Below are 18,797 nucleotides of genomic sequence, written 5' to 3'. Positions count from 1 at the left end.
TTCAGGATTTCTTGAAGCTTTTTTAATTTTACATCATGAAAAAAATAATTTTTGGATTCATTTTAATGATGAGTTCAGTTGTATTTTCGCAAGAAATTTATCAAGTTATTGCGCAAGAAGGATTGACTATCCGTTCAAGTGCAAATGGGAAAAAAATAGGAAAAATTCCGTACGGATATCCTGTTAAAATTACAGAGAAAGGTGAAGCTTTTTCTTTGATTGATAATGGAAAATCTAAAAGTGGAAATTGGGTAAAAATTGATGCCAGCGAATCAAAATTAATCTTAGACGAAGGTGTTGGCGAATCAGCTCGAAAAGGGGATTTGTACACATTTAGTGGCTATCTAATCACGCAACAAAATTTTATTAGTCAATTCGAAAAAGAAATAGCAACGCATCCAGCTTTTAGCGAATTTTATTTGGCAACAGCCTATAAATGTTTTGCAATAAAAGGAGATTTTTTTGGAGATGGAATTGTTGATTATTTATATAGAATGATTGATACAACGGGAAATGTACGTTTGTTTATTGTGAATAATCTGAAAAAAGGAAGTCAAATTTATGGTTTGGGAGGTGCAAAAGATCCGTTCAAAATTACAAATTATGATTTCGGAACTTTAACTGTTGTCCCAAAAGGAACACCTCTTTTTTCGAATAATATAAATGGTGTAAAACGTAATTTGAATGGAATTTCTAAAAATGAAATCGTAACTTTAGATTACGATGCAATTTATGTGCATCAAGAAAATGCGAAAGAAGGCGGGTTTATTTACCGAAAAGATGGTAAATGGAACTGGCTGAACCAAAAATAACCAACAACTAAATTCATGAAAAATTATTTTCTTTTATTCTTTATAGGAGTTTCTTCTTGTATTTTTTCGCAAGAAACTTTTTACGTCACTGCTCCAAGTGGTTTGATTGTGCGTGATAATCCAAATGGAGCGCGTTTCGGGAAAATTTCTTATGGCTCTGCTGTAAAAGTTGAAAAACAATTACAACCTTTTTCAATTACAGATAATGGAAAAACGGTTAACGGAAATTGGGTTAAAATTGAAGGAAATAATTCTCAAATTCAGTACGATGAAAATCTAGATACCGATAAAATGTATGCTTTCAATGGTTTTTTGACACCGAAAAATGAATTTATTAATCAAAGTGAAAAAATAATTGCGAGACATCCCGCTCTAAAAGATTACTATTTGGCGACTTCTTATGATGTTTTTGCGATAAAAGGCGACTTTTTTGGTGATGGATTAGAAGATGATTTGTTTCGAATGATAGATCCAAAAGGAAAAATTCGTTTAATGATTATTAATCATCAACAAAATGGAAGCAAAATTTATGGTTTAGGCGGAGCGAAAGATCCGTTTGGTATGGAAGATTACGGAATGGCAATTTTGCATAAAGTAGGAAAAGGAATTCCTTTGTGGTCTAATTATGAAGATGATTTTAGAGAATTTAAAAGTGTTCCGAAAAATGAAATCGTCAAATTAAATTACGATGCAATTTACATTCACGAAGCAGAAGCTTGTGGAGGTGGATTTATTTTTTGGAAGAATAATAAATGGAATTGGTTACAACAAGAATAAAAATTAAAAGAAATAATTATGCAAAATATAGAAAATAAAGTAGCTTATATAACGGGTGGAACAAAAGGTATTGGATTAGGAATTGCGAAATCTTTGGTCGAAAATGGTGTTAAAGTTGCAATTTCTGGACGAAATATTGACGATGTAGAAAATGTGCGTCATTATTTAGGAAAAGATAATGTATTGGCAATACAATCTGATGTTCGCTTTTTTGAGGATGAACAAAATGCTGTAGAGCAGATTATTTCTACTTTCGGGCGTTTGGATATTGTAATTGCGAATGCGGGTTTAGGAAAATTTGCACCGATTGATGAATTGTCTTTGGAAGATTGGAATGCAATGATTGATACTAATTTGACTGGAGTTTTTCATACGATGAAAGCGACTGTGGAAGCGTTAAAAGTATCAAAAGGATATTATATTTCGATAGCATCTTTAGCTGGAACAAATTTCTTTGCAAACGGCGCTGGGTATAATGCTTCAAAATTTGGAGTTGTAGGTTTTACGCAGGCTGCAATGTTAGATTTGAGAAATTACGATATCAAATGTACGACGATAATGCCAGGTTCTGTAACCTCTAATTTTAATGAACATGTACCAAATGAAGAAGATTCTTGGAAAATTCAGCCAGAAGATTTAGGGCAAATGGTGGTTGATTTATTAAAAATGAATCCGAATGTTTTGCCAAGTAAAATAGAAGTTCGTCCTACGAAAACAAAATAATTTTGAGACCTCCAGAAGAGGTCTTTTTTCATTAAAAAAAATATTTTATTTTCCTTGTTAGTTTACATAAATTAGTAGACGGAAAATAACACTATTTCTGAACACTATTTTTAAGAAGAAAAGATGAGTTTTAAAATAAAAGTAAATGCTTACCGTCGTAAAATAATGCGCGGTTTAACAGGTGGAATCGGAAAAGGTTCTTTAGATAATATAAAGAAGAATGACCAACTTTCTATAAAACGTGTGTTGATAAACCGTCCTAATCAACGTTTGGGTAACACATTGTTGATAACTCCTCTTATTCAAGAAATCGTGAAAAATTTTCCTGATGTTAAAATAGATTTATTCGTAAAAGGAAAAGTTGCGCCAATTGTTTTTGAAAATTATCCGCAAGTCGATCAAATTATTGAATTGCCCAAAAAACCATTCAAAGAATTAGTTGATTATATCAAAGTTTGGTTCAAAATTAAAAGTAAAAAATACGATTTGGTGATTAATGTAGATAAACAATCTTCTTCTGGACGACTTTCTACATCATTTGCAAAATCAAAATATAAACTTTTTGGTGACGAATTTATTACAAATACAGCGCAAGAAATTCAGTTGCATCAAGCACAATATCCCGTTTATCAGTTCAGAAAATTTTTAGAATTATTTGATGGAAAAATTAATAATGAAGCAATTCCTTCTTTAAATATTCAATTATCTGAAAAAGAAATTGAAGCAGGAAAAAAATTATTGAACGAAATAACAAAAGATTCTTCTAAAAAAACATTGGCTTTTTTCACGTTTGCAACTGGCGCTAAACTTTATAATGAAGAATGGTGGACAGAATTTTACAATTTATTTTATCCAAAATATAGCGAAAAATATAATTTAATCGAAATTCTTCCTGTTGAAAATATTTCGACATTAGCACATAAATTACCCGAATTTTATAGCAAAGATGTCCGCGAAATTGCGTCTGTTATGTACAATTGTGAAATTGTAATTGCAGCAGATTCTGGTATGATGCATCTTAGTTGCGCAGCTCCAACAAAAACGGTTGGTTTATTCAAATCAGAAGGTTTCTTAGAAAGATATAAGCCTTATGGAGAAGGAAATTCAGTTGTAATTGCAATTGATGACAACCAAGAAGGTGTGTTGCAGAAAATGGAAGAAACACTTTCTTAGTCGCATATTTTTCTTTGTTTAAAATTTTAATCACAAAAAATCGTTATTCTATAAAAATCTTTTGCAGTTTCGAGTTTTATTTATTCTAAGTTTTGTTTTTGCGAGCATATTTCTGCACGCACAGAATTTTGAATGGAAAAATCCAAACTTCAGGAAAGATTCTGCGTTAATTTCTGACACAGTAAAACTCTCAAATAAAGGAATTTTACCAGATAAATTTCAGATTTTTGATTCGGTCGGAAATCCTATTCCGAAAGAATTTTATACAATCAATTACGAGCGAAACGAAGTTTATTTCAATTCATCATTAGCGAAACAAATGGTGAAGATTAATTACTTTGTTAATCCACGTTTGGCGGAATCTATTTATTTTGCAAAAAATCCTAATATCATTGTTGAGGATTCAAAACCTGTTGATATTTTTCATCAAATAGAACCAAATTCAAAACAGTCAAACAAAGATGTTTTTGATGGTTTGAACAGTAAAGGTTCTATGGTTCGTGGAATTCGTTTCGGAAATAATCAAAGTGCTTCGGTACAATCATCTTTAGATTTGGAATTGTCGGGTAAATTATCGGATGATATTACCGTGAACGCAGCAATCGCCGATAATAATGTGCCAATAGAATCGGATGGTTATACACAAAATCTGCAAGAATTTGACAAAGTTTACATCGAATTGGCTACAAAAAAATCTAAAATTAGAGCTGGTCATATTGATATTAATACGTCACAAGAACAAAATTATTTTAATCCATTCAATCAAAAAGTTACAGGTTTACAACTTTCTACACAGTTAAAAAATGAAAAATCGACGACGAATATTTTTGCAACAGGAAGTATTACGCGTGGCGAATTTATGCGCGTTAATTTTATTGGACAAGATGGAAATCAGGGTCCTTACCGACTTTCTGGAAGAAACAATGAACTATATGTGATTATTATTTCTGGAAGCGAAAAAGTATATATTGATGGCGTTTTATTGTCACGAGGCGAGCAAAATGATTATGTAATAAATTACAACACGGGTGAAATTTCCTTTACTACAAACAGATTGATTACTGCAAATACGCGAATTAATGTCGAATATTTGTACAATTCTCGCAATTATTCGCAAACATTGCTTTACGGAGGCGCAGAATATCAATCAGAAAAATTGAATTTATCAGGTTATTTCTTTTCTCAAGGCGATTCAAAAAATAATTCTTTAGGAAATGATTTGACTGATAATGAAAAGCAAATTTTAGCAAATGCAGGAAATGATCCAAGTAAAATGTATGCCGTTTCTGCGGAATTAACAACATACGATAGCAACCGAATTTTATACAGAAGAAATAATCTAAATGGATTGGATATTTTTGAATATTCTACAGATCCAAATGATGAATTGTATCAAGTTGCATTTACTTATCTTGGTTCAAATCAAGGAAGTTACCGACAAATAAATGCAAATCAGAACGGAAAGGTTTTTCAATACATAGAACCAATTGCAGGAATTTTACAAGGAGATTATGAACCGATTAAACAATTGGTTGCGCCGAAAAAAATGCAGATTTACACGTTAAATGGTCAATATCAATTAAAAAATAATGGAAATGTTGGTTTTAATTTAGGTTTGAGTAATTACGATCAAAATTTATTTTCTTCTATTGATGATAATAACAATTCTGGTTTAGCAACACGCATTTATGGTGAAAAATCGTTTCAAGTAAAAGAGTGGAAAATTACTCCTTTTGTAGAATGGAATTATATCAACAAAAATTATAAAAGTGCTGAAAGATTACGTTCTGTAGAATTTGCGCGAGATTTTAACCTCGAAAATGAGTTGAGCGGAGTTGATCAAAATTTTATTACAACAAAGGTTTCTTCTAATTGGAAAGATAAATTTTTGACACAATATAAACTTGATTATTTAGAAAATACTGGTTTGTACAAAGGTGTTAGAAATCAAATTGAATCAAAATTTATTACAAAAAAAGATGAAATAGTTGCGCAAGCCAATATTTTATCTACCAAAGCAACTTTGCAAAACACTAATTTTTCGCGCTATATGGTTGATGGAAAACGTAAAATTGGCGATAAATTTTGGGTTGGTGCACGTGTTTGGGGAGAAAATAATGAAATTGAAGATGTTATTCTAAATGAAAAAGCTGATTTGAGTTTTAAATGGAATGAAATTCAGGCAAAAGCTGGATTTGCAGATTCTTTGGGACATAAAATAGATGTTACGGTTTATCAGCGTCAAGATGATTCGATTCGATTAAATTCTTGGCAAAATATACAGAAAAGTAAAGGATTAATTTTCAATTCAACACTTATTCAAAAAGCTAATCATCAATTGAGTTTAAACTTCCATTACCGTAAAGTAAATTATCAATTTTTAGATTCTCCAGACGAAGATTTTATAACTGGAAATGTGAAATGGTACAAATCGTTTTTTAATCAAGGTTTACAATTAAATGTAGATTATGAGGTAGGAAGCGGTGTGGAACCACAGCGAGAATTTCAGTATATAAAGGTTTCGGATGGAATGGGAATTTATAAATGGACTGATTATAATGGCGATGGAATAGAGCAAATTGATGAGTTTGAGGTTGCAGAATTTATCGATCAAGCCAATTATATACGCGTGTACACGAACACAATAGAATATTTAAAAACGAACAAAAACTTGTTCAATTTTACGTTGCGTTTTCGTCCAAAACAAGTTTTTAATTTGGAGAATGAATTTTGGAATCGTTGGATGTTTTTACAAGTTATTTCTGCAACCAATTCGTTGCGCAAAGAAAATTCTACTTTAGAGTGGAATCCGTTTACTAATTCGGCTCAAATTTTAGGAAAAACGAGAAACATTCGTTCATCAATTTTCTTTAATCAAGGAACGCAATATAAGTGGTCGACAAATTTTATTTACAATCAACAAGAATCGCAAACGTATGTGTATACAGGTTCTGAAAACCGAAATTCTGACAGTTATTTGTTGCAAACACGATACAAAATTATACAAGATTTGATTGCGAGTTTTGATACAGAATATATGGTTATCAAAAGTGATTCGGAGCTTTTTGCAAGTCGACGTTATAAATTAAATAATACACGATTTTCGCCTAAAATAACCTATCAAACAGAGAAATCTATTATTGCCTCGGTGTTTTATAATTATCAAAATAAGAAAAATACATCGGGCGAAGAACGCTTAAATCAATCGGATTTGGGAACAGAAATTCAGTGGAATAATTCGGCTAAAATGAGTTTATTGGGAAGTTTTAGTTTTATCAACAATAAATTTATTGGGAATCAAGAATCTGTGGTCGGAAATCAAATGATGGAAGGTTTACGTGCTGGAAATAATTTTGTTTGGCAATTGCAATTGCAACGTCAAATTACAAGTTTTCTACAACTTAATATTTCGTACGATGGACGAAAAACGGAAGAAAATAAACCAATACATACAGGAAGCGTACAATTGCAGGCGAGGTTTTAAACATAAAAAAACCTCGAGAATTTCTCGAGGTTTTACGTTTATTCTATCTTCCCTTCATAATAAACAGGATTTCCTTTTTTGTCGAAACCAATTATGGTTAGTTTGTAATTTCCTGGATTATCGTTGTTGAAATATTCGATGATGGCTTGGTTATTTTCATCTGTTTTTAGATAGGTATTCCAATAAAGCGTTTCTCTAATGTCACGTGGAATATCTTTATAAAGAGATTCATATTCATCAATACTTAGAAAAGGTAGAGATTTGTCATAACCTTTTAATGATAAAATATTAAGAGATTTATTAACGTCATTATTTCCAATACTTCCTCTTTTTGAGTAGATTGCAATTGCATTTCCAAGTAATCCACTTCCTTTATAAATTTTAACTAACGCAATATCATTTATATTAATACTGCTTAGTGTTTCGTTAGAAAGTCTCATTTCATTTAAATAGACTGTGACATTTCCATTTCGAATCATTGGAGTTACAACTCCTTGCTTTAAGGTTGTTGTTAATCCTGCAATTTTTCCAGCTAAAAAATCAAAAATATTACTGTAAGCATTAGCATTTTTATTATCATTAACAAAATCAATTACTGTTTCATTAATGCTTTTAAACATTCTGCTACTTAATTCATTATTTAATTTTTCTGTTTTAGAGGCTGTTTTAGCTATAATAATTGCTTCTTTTAAACGAATGCTTTTGTCATTTACAATTTTATTGATTTTGATTTGTTCTTTTACCTCATTTAGTTTATTATTTGTTTCTGTTTCTGATAAAATAAAATTAGTTGAAGGTAAATTAGAATTATATTTTGTGTTGTTAAATAAAGGTAGAATAGATAGAACTACTTTATCTTCTTGTTTTTTTGTTTTTTGAGGTTGTTTATTTAAATAATAATAAATATTAAAGGTATCATCTGAAATCAGATTTTTTAATTCGAAATTACCATTAGAATCTGTTGAAGTCGGAATTAAAAATTTTTCTGTTTCAGGATATTCTATGAAAAGATTTAAATCAGAATTTTTTAGATCTTGCCCATTTATATATACTTTCCCTTTGTATGACAAATATGTATTAGATACAATATTTGATCTTTTTCTAGGGTTATTCATGATATCTTTCCAATTAAATCTTTCCCAATTTTCTGATATTAATAATGCATCTAAAGCTTCAGGATTATTTTCTTTTTGAAAGTATTGAATAGGATTGGAAATACTACGTGTAAAATCTTTGGTTAACCAAAGTGCGGGAAGTAAATTATTGTTTGGATTTGTATGATGATTAATGACTACAGCTAGCTCTTCGGGAGATTCAGATTTTAATGTAATAGTATTTATTGTTCTTGCTTCGTTATTTATATCAAAGTCTAAAACTGGTTTAGAGAATGTTTTAGAATGGTTGATAAAGACCAAACGCTGAGTAACAATATTATCATTTTCGTCAAAAACGTTAAGTTGTAAAATTCCACTTTCATTACTAAAACTACTTTGAGGTATTTTTTGAGATATTGTTTGAATTTTTTTTGTGATTTTTGCAGTATGTACAACAATATTATTAATTGTCGTTATTACCTTGTAGTCTATTAATTGTTGCGGTATCTCAATACTTTTTAGTTGATAACCAATACTATCATTTGTGTTTATAACTTTAAGAATTACACCTGATTTATTAGGAGCTTTAAGATTAATTATTTCTTGTTGTCCGTTTTCGTCATTTACTTGTACTAGATATGTTTTATTTGGTTCAGGTCTCAGGTGAAACGAAGCTACATTTTCATCAAGATTATTGAATTCTACAACTTTAATAGTGGGATTATTTTTTTCGAAAACATAACCATTCCACTTTTTTGGTAAATCACCAATAGAATTTAATCTAACAGCAAATTTAGTTGTTTGATTTTCGATGAAAGAATTACCTTCGGAATAAATAGATGCATTCCATTTTAAATTATTGTTTTTAACTAGTTTTAACTTAGAAGTTGGATTATAAATTAAAATTGGTTTTATATATTGAAATTCTTCGGGAAAATTTGTCATATAAGTGGTATAAGCACGTATATAGTATACATCTTCTTGTAAGTTTTCTTTTAAAAAAAAACTTCCATCGCTTTGACCTTTTAAAATAGGAAGTAATTTTTTATCAAGTAAAGTTTTATTTTTATCATATAATTCAACAAAAAGGTTGGTAGAAATATTACTCTGTTTGTATCCATCAAATACAAAAGCTTTGAACCAAATATTTTCTCCTGCGATGTAATCTTCTTTATTAAATAAGATATAAATTTTTTCTTGTGCATAATTTTCTTCAAGATTTTTTATGGCTAAATCAAGCTTACTTTGTGCATTTACGAATAAAGAAAATATAGCAATGATGATTAGAAAATAGTATTTCATTGAGATTAATTATTTGATTTTGTTAAGATAACAAAATAATCAATACTTTAAAATAGTAAATTATTATAAAAAAAACCTCGAGAATCTCTCGAGGTTTTACGTTTATTCTATCTTTCCTTCATAATAAACAGGATTTCCTTTTTTGTCAAAACCAATTATGGTTAGTTTGTAATTTCCTGGATTATCGTTGTTGAAATACTCTATTTCTGTGTTTTCTTCTGGAGTAGAATACAAGTTCGAGTTCCAAAACAAAGTGTTTCTGATGTCATTTGGAACATCGTTGTAAAGCGATTCGTAGTCGTCATTACTAAAATAAGGTAAAGATTGATTATATCCACCAATTTGAATCAAATTATTTGGTAACATTGGTGTATTATCAACTGGTGCATCACTTCCTCTTTTCGAATAAATTGCAATTGCATTTCCAAGTAAACCAGAGCCTTTGAAAATCTTTATCATCGCAATATCTCTAGGATTAATACTGGTTAAATTATCCGAAGTCATTTTCATCTCATTCCAATAAATTGTAACTTCAGAGTTTCTGATTTTCGGAACTCCGTTAGAAACAGTAAGTCCAGCAACTCGTCCAGCCAGAAAGTCCATAATATTTGTGTAACCTTCTATTGGTTGAGATTCATTCACAAAATCTATCACAGTTTCATTCATACTTTTGAACATTCCACCGCTCAATTCATCATTCAATTTCTCTGTTTTCGATTTTTTGTCCGCTTTTACAACAACTTCTTTTAGGCGAATACTTTTATCATTAATGATTTTGATGTTGTTTTTATACGCTTTCTGTTTTTCAACTTCCTCTTTATTTGTTGTTTCTTCTAGCAAGTAAGCTGTTGTAGGCAATTTAGCTTTATAACTTGTACTTTTATAATTTGGTACAACAGACAACGTTAAAGTTCCGTTGTTGGTAGATTTTCCATTTTCCGAATTCAAGAAATAATTCATTGCCATTGGTCCATAATAAAACAAATTATTCATTTCGAAATTTCCTTCATAATCTGTTTTCAACGTTGCAAAATCTTTTTCGTTATTCTGCATTTTATAAATAATACTCAAAGAAGAATTACTCAATTCTCGTCCGTTATTATATACTTTTACCTTGTACGAAAGGTATCTACGATCGTTATCAATTGTTGGTTTTACAATATTTCCTACGACTAAATCTTCCCAATTAAATCTTTTCCATTTTTCTGAAATCAGAAGTGCATCAAGATTTTCTGAATATTCGTTATTCTTAAAATATTGAGTAGGATGACCAATTTTAGAACTAAAATCTCGTGTTAACAACATAGCGGAAATTAAATTATCTTCATCAAGATTTTTTTGATCTTTAATTACAGAAGTTAAATTTATTTCTTCGGGATATTTTACTTTAATTGTATTTAATTCGCGTGGATTTTTTGTTGTTTCGAAAGTAATTTCAGGATTTTTATACAATTCTTTTGGATTAATAAAAATCAAACGATTAGCAACTTGACTCTCTTTTTCGTCGAAAATAGTAATATTCAAAATACCTTTATCGTTATCCAAAATTTCTTTCGGGACATTAATAGAAATAGTTTCTACACTTTTTACAATTTGAGAACTCATCACAAGTTCATTGTTTATTGTTCCAATAAGTTTATGATTCAACAAAGGATTTTCTTGATTGATACTTTTCAGTTGTATCACAATATCTTTGCTATTTCGAGCAACTTTCAGTAGAACTCCGTCTTTTTTTGCTTCAGGTAAATCAATAATTTGTTGATTTCCTTTCTCATCATTCAGTTGAACTTGATACGATTTTCCTTCTTCTGCTCTTAAAGAAAAAGAGGCAACGTTTTCATCTAAATTATCAAATGTTGCAATTTTATTGGTCGGATTATTTTTTTCGAACACAAAACCATTCCATTTTTTTGGTAAATCTCCGTCCGATTTTAATCTTATAGCAAATTTAGTCGTTTGATTTTGAATAAAATTTCCACCTTCAGCAAAAGCTTTTGCAGTCCATTTTAAATTAGAATTCGGAACAAGTTTTAACTTAGAATTTGGGTTGTAAATTTTAACTTGATTGATATGTTGAAATTCTTCCGAGAAAAAAGTCATATACGTTGTGTAAGCTCTTACAAAGTAAACTCCCTCCTCGTTTTCATTTTTGGTATTTAGTGTTCCGTCACTTTCTCCATTCACAATCGGAACCAATTTTCTATCAATTAATTTCTTGTCTTTATCGTATAACTCGACAATAAGATTCGTAGAAATTAAACTCGGTTTGTAACCATTTAATGTATAAGCTTTAAACCAAATATTGTCGCCAGCAATGTAATTTTCTTTATCAAATAATAAATAGACTTTTTCTTGTGCGTAATTTGTATCAAGACTTTTTATAGCCGTTTCTAATTTTGATTGAGCAAAAGTTGTAATCGAGCAAAAGTATAATGCGAGTAAATAAATATATTTCATGAAATTAAGTATAACAATAGTTCTAAATCAGAATGAGAACTAATATTGTAAATTTATCATTAATTAAATAAACACTCTTCTAAACTTTTATTAAAATTTTCAAGTTTTTTACCAAGTAAAATAAATTTTCAAGCAAAATAATAAATGAATAATAATTGAGTCATCTTCGTTTTAATTTATTTTTCGAAAAATCTCCATTTTCTTAGTTTTTCTAAAAAAAAATGATTGTTTAATGTATAAAACTCTAAATTTGAATATTGTATGAAAAATTAAAAAAACAATATGAAACTCAAGCTACTATCTACCCTTAGTTTAAGTCTTTTATCTTTTATTGCAAATGCGCAACAAAAGGCAGATTTAATCATTACAAATGCAAAAATATCAACCTTAGATTCTTCGATACCCGAAAATAGTAACACGGCAGTTATCCAAAATGGAAAATTTGTTGCTATTGGTAATGAAAATTTATTGAAAGAATATCAAGGAAAAACCATCAATGCCAACAAACGCAGATTGGTTCCGGGTATTAATGATGTTCACATACATCTTGTAAGTTACGGCGCAACATTTAACAGAGAAGTGCGTTGGGACGGAATTTTTTCTCAAAAAGAAGCTTTAGCTGTCCTAAAAAAACAGGTCGATAAAACGCCAAAAGGCGAATGGGCAACTGTAATTGGTGGTTGGTCGCCGTATCAGTTTAAAGAAAAATCTTTGGTAACTCCAGCGCAATTAGACCAATTAAGTGCAACAACACCTATTATGGTTACGCATCTTTGGGACAGAATTATTTACAACAAAGCCGCGTTGAAAGCGCTTAAAATAGATAGAAATTCGCCAGATCCAAAAGGTGGATTCATCGAAAAAGATACCAACGGAGAACCTACAGGAAACGTAATTGCGGTAAGCGATTGGGCTGTTATTCTGAATGCAATTGGTAGTTTGCCACCTCCAAAAGATTTGGCAGAACGCAAAAGTTCTACTCAAAAATATATGCAAACGCTTAATAGTTTTGGTGTTACAAGTTTAACAGATGGTGGTGCTGGTGCGTATCCTAATAATTATCAGGCAATTATAGATTTAGCAAAAGAGAAAAAAATGACGCTAAGAGTTGGCGGAACGCTTTATCCGCCGATTGGTGCTAACGAAGCTGAACAGTTTGATAAATGGCTAAATACGGTTGATGTTACTATTGATGATCCTTATTTTAAAATCATTGGTGCAGGAGAAATTCTTTCTTATGAAAGTTTTGATATGACGAATTTTGAGCAAGATCGTCCACTTTTGGTTAATTTAGAAAAAGATTTGAAACCTATTTTACAATCTGTTATCAAAAAAGGTTGGACATTTAGATTACACGCCGCATACAGCGAAACGATTAGCCGAATGTTGAATGTAATTGAGGAAATCAACAAAGAAAATCCGATTAAAAATCGTTGGAGTATAGAACACGCTGAAACGCTGACTATGAACGAAATTAAAAGAATTAAGAATCTAAATGGAGGAATTACGGTTCAGAGTCGTTTACTTTTTCAAGCAGAAGAATTTGAAGAAAAATACGGAAAAGAGGCTATAAATAATGAAGTTGTTAACGTAAATGATATTTTAGATAACAATATTCCTATCGGTTTTGGGACTGATGCAATGCGTATCGCGAGTTACAATCCGTGGTACACAGCTTATTTCTTTGTAACAGGAAAAAACTTGAGCGGAAAAGCATTTTTACCGAAAGAGAAAAAAATTAGCAGAGAAAAGGCGTTAGAATTGATGACGCAAGGAAGTGCGTGGTTTACGAAAGATGAAGACGTAAAAGGATCGATTTCTGTTGGTAAATTTGCAGATTTCATATTATTATCAGAAGATTTTTTAACGATTGATGAAAATAAAATTCCAGAAATTCGTTCAGTTTTAACTGTGGTTGGCGGGAATGTAGTTTATGCGGATAAGGAGTTTAAAAAACTTGCTCCAAAACCTTTCGAGATTTTACCAAATTGGTCGGTTTATAAATAACAAAAAAAATCCTTCAGAATTTTCTGAAGGATTTTTTATAATATGATAAATTGTTTTGAGAATTAAATTCCGTCAACAATTGTATTTAATGTTACAGAAGGACGCATCGCAGCAGTTGTTTTACCAAAATCTGCTTTGTAGTAACCACCAATATCTTGAGGTTTACCTTGTGCAGCGATTAATTCTTCGTTAATTTTTGCTTCATTTTCTTGCATTGCTTTTGCAACTGGAGCAAACTTAGCTGCTAAATCAGCATCTTTTGTTTGATTTGCTAAAGCTTCTGCCCAATACATAGCCAAGTAGAAGTGAGAACCACGGTTATCGATAGTTCCTAATTTACGACCTGGAGATTTGTCAGTTGCTAAGAATTTTGCATTTGCTTCGTCTAAAGCGTCAGCTAAAATTTGTGCTTTTGCATTTCCTTGTGTTTGAGAAACGTGCTCTAAAGAAGCTTGTAATGCTAAGAATTCTCCTAAAGAATCCCAACGTAAATAACCTTCTTCTACAAATTGCTCGATGTGTTTTGGAGCAGATCCGCCAGCACCAGTTTCAAATAATCCACCTCCATTCATTAAAGGAACGATAGATAACATTTTAGCAGAAGTTCCTAATTCTAAAATTGGGAATAAATCTGTTAAGTAGTCACGTAATACGTTTCCAGAAACAGAAATAGTATCTTTTCCTTCTCTTGCACGGCTTAATGTTTCTTTCATAGCGTCTTTAACGTCCATGATGCGAATATCTAAACCAGTAGTATCGTGATCAGCTAAGTATTTTTCAACTTTTTTGATGATTTGTTGATCGTGTGCTCTTCCTTTATCTAACCAGAAAATTGCAGGTGTATCAGATAAACGAGATCTGTTAACTGCTAATTTAACCCAGTCTTGAATTGGAGCATCTTTTGTTTGAGACATTCTGAAAATATCAGTTGCTTCAACTTTTTGCTCTAATAATACGTTTCCGTTTACGTCTTCAACTTTGATTGTTCCGTTTGCTGGAGCTTGGAAAGTTTTATCGTGAGAACCATATTCTTCAGCTTTCTGAGCCATTAAACCTACGTTAGGAACAGAACCCATTGTTGTAGGATCTAAAGCACCATTTGCTTTCATATCATCAACAACAGCTTCGTAGAAACCTGCATAAGAACGGTCTGGAATAATAGCTACTGTATCTTCTTCAGCACCTTCTTTGTTCCACATTTTACCTCCATTTCTTACTAAAGCTGCCATAGAAGCATCAACAATAATATCAGAAGGAACGTGGAAATTAGTAATTCCTTTGTCAGAATTTACCATTGCTACACGTGGTCCGTTTGCTAAATCAGCTTCAATTGCAGCATTGATTTCTGCTTCTTGAGGTTGACCTTTTATTTTTTCGAATAAATCTGCTAAACCATTGTTTGGATTAATATCTAATGCTTTGAAAGTATCAGCATATTTTACGAAAACATCTTTAAAGAAAGTCTCCACAATTGCTCCAAAAATAACTGGGTCAGAAACCTTCATCATTGTAGCTTTTAAGTGAGCAGACAATAAAACGTCTTGTTTTTTAGCTTCTTCAATAGCCTCTTGTACAAAAGCTCTCAAAGAATTCAAATTCATTACAGAAGAATCAATTACTTCACCAGCTTTCAAACCAGCAGCTGATTTTAATTCTTGAGTAGAACCATCTTCTCCGTAGAATTTTATTGTATATTCAGTCGCGTTTTCAATTGTAGTAGAATTTTCTGTACCATAGAAATCTCCACTTTTCATGTAAACAACTTCCGTTTTGCTATCTTTTGCCCAAGCACCCATTTTATGAGGATTTGCTTTTGCATAATTTTTAACCGCTTTTGGTGCACGACGATCCGAGTTTCCTTCACGTAAAACTGGGTTTACCGCAGAACCTAAAACTTTTCCATATCTTGCTTTGATTGCTTTTTCATCTTCATTTTTTGGTTCAGCAGGATAATTTGGTACTGCAAAACCTTTCGCTTGTAATTCAGCAATCGCTTCGTCTAACTGAGGAACAGAAGCCGAAATGTTTGGTAATTTGATAATATTTGCTTCCGGAGTAGTCGCCAAAGCTCCTAATTCTGCTAAAGCATCAGGAATTCTTTGTTCTTCTTTTAAGAAATCAGGGAAAGTTGCTAAAATACGTCCAGCTAAAGAAATATCTGGAACTTCAATTGTAATATCAGCTGTTTTCGTAAATCCTTGTACGATTGGCAAAAATGAATGTGTTGCCAACATCGGAGCTTCATCCGTAAGTGTGTAATGAATTTTTGACATTATGTTTTAAATTTTTTGTGACCATCGATTAATGATCAATTAAAATACATCTTTTCAAGATTTGAATGCATCAAATGCAAACGTGGCAAATATACAAATTTTAACAGATTTAAACCTACCATAAGTCAATCATTTACATGATTTTTAGGATATTTTTAGCATCCAAAATTTTAATCATACAAGTTGATAATTTATTGCATTAAAATTGTTCAAGTTGATAATTTTTTGACCGAATAATTCTCAACTTAACGGATAAAATGAATTATTTAAATTTATTTTTTTTCGATTATTATTCAGCTTTCTTATTTTTATTAACTTAATATCTTCCTTAATTTTACAAAAAACTAATTCCTTTTGATAAATAATCTAACAACAATCGCTTTTTATAATGTCGAAAATTTTTATTCTAAAAATTTAGAAGAAGATTCATTCTTACCAGGTAATTTTTCGAAATGGAAGGATAGTCGATATGATATAAAAGTAGATAAAATAGCTTTTACTATTGCTAAAATTGGACGATTAGAAACAAACGAATTACCATCAATTGTTGGTTTGTGCGAAGTGGAAAACGAAGAAGTTTTACAAGATATTAGTACAAATAATTATCTGAAAGATGGGAATTATTCAACTTTATTATATGAATCGTTGGATGAAAGAAAAATAAATGTTGGATTAATTTACCGTAAAAATCATTTTGAGGTAATAGAAAGTTCGCCAATCCGAATTGTTTTCAAAGATCAATACGATGTGAAATCTTATACACGTGATATTTTGTATGTAAAAGGTAAATTATTTGAGGAATCAATTCATTTATTTATCGTTCATCTTCCATCTAAAATTGATAAAGAAATTAATCAGTTAAAACGTTTAAATATCTTCAAATCAATTCGAAAAAAAGTGAATGAAATTTTGCTAGAAAAAAAATCGGAAAAAATCATCATCATGGGAGATTTTAATGATTCGCCTACAAATGATGATTTACGAGAAGAATTAAATACACGATCAAAACAAGAAGAGATAAACGGAAGTGAGTTGTATAATCCAATGGTAGGTTTACAGTCCTATAAGAGAGGGTCGATGATTTTTAAAAAACAATGGATGTTGTTCGATCAACAACTTTTTTCGAATGGTTTTTTCAAAAAAGAATCAAAATTAAAATATGTAAAAACAGATATTTTTGATGCAGATTTTTTGAGGAATAGTGGCGGAAAATCAACAGGTTTACCATTTAGAACCTTTGTTGGTGGAAAATATTTCGGTGGATATAGCGATCATTTTCCCGTCTATACCATTTTAAAGTATTAAATTTGTAGCGATTTAATTTTAGGAAAAGGTGAGAATTCACGAGAATGGTCAAGTAGAAATTGATGGAATCGATAAGTTGATTCTGAATGCTTTTATGGATAATGCGAATATTCCAGTTTCTCAATTAGCAAAAGAATTGGGAATTTCCAATACAGCAGTTCATCAGCGCATCAAAAAACTTGAAACTTCAGGTATAATTTCAGCAACAAAAGTTATTATAAATCCGGTTATTTTGGGTTATTCTACGATGTCTTTTGTTGGTGTATTTATGGATAAACCTTCTTCATATAAATTAGTAATTAATGCTTTGGAACAAATTCCAGAGGTGGTTGAAGCTCACTTTACTACGGGTAATTATGGTATTTTCTTGAAAATATTAAGTCGTGATAATCTTCATCTAATGAATGTTTTAAATAAAAAAATTCAACAAATTGATGGTGTTACACGAACAGAAACAATTATCTCGTTAGAGCAACCAATAAATAGACAAATAAAACTTTAATATACAAAGATGAGTATTAATCAATATTTAGACTCGACGTATCTTAAAACGCCTGCTCAAGCGGGTATTTCGAACTCGGATACATTAGATATGGTGCATAAGTTAACACAAGAAGCCATAGATAATGATATATATGCAGTAATGATTCGTCCAGATTATGTAAGATCTGTGCGTGCATTATTAGAAGAAAGAAAATCGAATGTTATTTTGGGAACTGTTATAGGTTTTCATGAAGGAACAAACGATTTGAATGAAAAACTGAGAGAAGCGCAAAGAGCGATTGCAGACGGTGCAGATGAATTGGATTTCGTAATTAATTATGAAGCATTCAAAAAAGGTGAAATTGAGAAGGTAAAAGAAGAGGTAGAAACTGTAACATCTATCGTTTTGCGTGAAGCTAAAGTGGTAAAATGGATTATAGAAACGGCAGCTTTAACAGACTCTCAAATTGTAGAATTAACACAGTTAATTCGCGATATTGTGATCAATAATCTTGGTGAAGAATATGCACCAAGAGTTTTTGTAAAATCCTCAACAGGTTTTTATAGAACACCAAACGATGAGCCAAATGGCGCAAACGAACATGTAATAAAATTGATGTTAGCAAATGCAGGATCTTTACCTGTAAAAGCATCTGGAGGCGTAAGAACCGCAGAAGAAGCAGAAAAAATGATTGCATTAGGCGTAAAACGTATCGGGACATCTTCGGCATTAGCAATTGTAAAAGGAGAAAAAGCGACTGGAGATTATTAAAACTTCTATTTTTTTAAGATAATAAAGCCTCAGATTTCTGGGGCTTTTTTTATTCATTATAAATTATAAAAAAAAAAGATTAAATCATTTTTCAAACTTATTAGTTGTTATGTTTGCATCCCGCTTTTGTTAACT

The 18,797-nt window shown here is 30.8% G+C and carries 12 protein-coding genes; 9 read left to right on the top strand and 3 right to left on the bottom strand.

What is annotated here, in order from left to right; all coding sequences use genetic code 11:
- Window positions 1-35: 35 nt before the first annotated feature.
- The 5 genes from RSC72_RS01610 to RSC72_RS01590 all read left to right on the top strand — a co-directional run bounded on the left by RSC72_RS01610 (window position 36) and on the right by RSC72_RS01590 (window position 6,969).
- Window positions 36-812, top strand: a complete 777-nt coding sequence (locus RSC72_RS01610) for an SH3 domain-containing protein (RefSeq protein ID WP_332545485.1) — start codon at window positions 36-38, stop codon at window positions 810-812.
- A 15-nt stretch (window positions 813-827) separates the two neighbouring features.
- Entirely contained in the window at window positions 828-1,589 is a 762-nt protein-coding gene (locus RSC72_RS01605; protein WP_332565925.1) for a hypothetical protein, read from the top strand.
- Window positions 1,590-1,607: 18 nt separating this feature from the next.
- A complete protein-coding gene (locus tag RSC72_RS01600) occupies window positions 1,608-2,312 on the top strand; it encodes an SDR family oxidoreductase (RefSeq protein WP_332545483.1) in 705 nt (234 codons plus the stop codon).
- 123 nt (window positions 2,313-2,435) lie between these two features.
- Entirely contained in the window at window positions 2,436-3,485 is a 1,050-nt protein-coding gene (locus RSC72_RS01595; protein ID WP_332545482.1) for a glycosyltransferase family 9 protein, read from the top strand.
- A 61-nt stretch (window positions 3,486-3,546) separates the two neighbouring features.
- On the top strand, window positions 3,547-6,969 hold the full coding sequence (locus RSC72_RS01590) for a hypothetical protein (protein WP_332545481.1): 3,423 nt from the start codon (window positions 3,547-3,549) through the stop codon (window positions 6,967-6,969).
- A 38-nt stretch (window positions 6,970-7,007) separates the two neighbouring features.
- Here RSC72_RS01590 and RSC72_RS01585 read toward each other — a convergent pair whose 3' ends face one another.
- A complete protein-coding gene (locus RSC72_RS01585; protein WP_332545480.1) occupies window positions 7,008-9,365 on the bottom strand; it encodes a hypothetical protein in 2,358 nt (785 codons plus the stop codon).
- Between the two features lie 102 nt (window positions 9,366-9,467).
- The gene (locus tag RSC72_RS01580) at window positions 9,468-11,822 is read right to left on the bottom strand and encodes a hypothetical protein (protein ID WP_332578384.1); all 2,355 of its coding nucleotides are present in this window, start codon (window positions 11,820-11,822) and stop codon (window positions 9,468-9,470) included.
- A gap of 282 nt (window positions 11,823-12,104) precedes the next feature.
- Between RSC72_RS01580 and RSC72_RS01575 the strand changes: the two genes are divergently transcribed.
- The gene (locus tag RSC72_RS01575; RefSeq protein WP_332565923.1) at window positions 12,105-13,829 is read left to right on the top strand and encodes an amidohydrolase; all 1,725 of its coding nucleotides are present in this window, start codon (window positions 12,105-12,107) and stop codon (window positions 13,827-13,829) included.
- Between the two features lie 62 nt (window positions 13,830-13,891).
- Here RSC72_RS01575 and RSC72_RS01570 read toward each other — a convergent pair whose 3' ends face one another.
- Window positions 13,892-16,102, bottom strand: coding sequence for an NADP-dependent isocitrate dehydrogenase (locus RSC72_RS01570; RefSeq protein ID WP_332543358.1), 2,211 nt, complete (start codon window positions 16,100-16,102; stop codon window positions 13,892-13,894).
- A gap of 354 nt (window positions 16,103-16,456) precedes the next feature.
- Between RSC72_RS01570 and RSC72_RS01565 the strand changes: the two genes are divergently transcribed.
- From RSC72_RS01565 to deoC, 3 genes are read left to right on the top strand one after another with little or no spacing between them, the layout of a single operon-like run.
- Complete coding sequence (locus RSC72_RS01565) at window positions 16,457-17,407, top strand: endonuclease/exonuclease/phosphatase family protein (protein ID WP_332543360.1); 951 nt, start codon at window positions 16,457-16,459, stop codon at window positions 17,405-17,407.
- 28 nt (window positions 17,408-17,435) lie between these two features.
- A complete protein-coding gene (locus RSC72_RS01560) occupies window positions 17,436-17,909 on the top strand; it encodes an Lrp/AsnC ligand binding domain-containing protein (RefSeq protein WP_332543362.1) in 474 nt (157 codons plus the stop codon).
- Between the two features lie 9 nt (window positions 17,910-17,918).
- Window positions 17,919-18,662 (top strand): deoxyribose-phosphate aldolase, encoded by a 744-nt coding sequence (gene deoC / locus RSC72_RS01555; protein ID WP_332543363.1) that lies wholly within the window; start codon window positions 17,919-17,921, stop codon window positions 18,660-18,662.
- Window positions 18,663-18,797: the final 135 nt, after the last annotated feature.

It is taken from the genome of Algoriella sp., from assembly GCF_036647415.1.
GTDB lineage: Bacteria > Bacteroidota > Bacteroidia > Flavobacteriales > Weeksellaceae > Empedobacter.
This window is presented reverse-complemented; position numbering and strand designations above follow the sequence as displayed.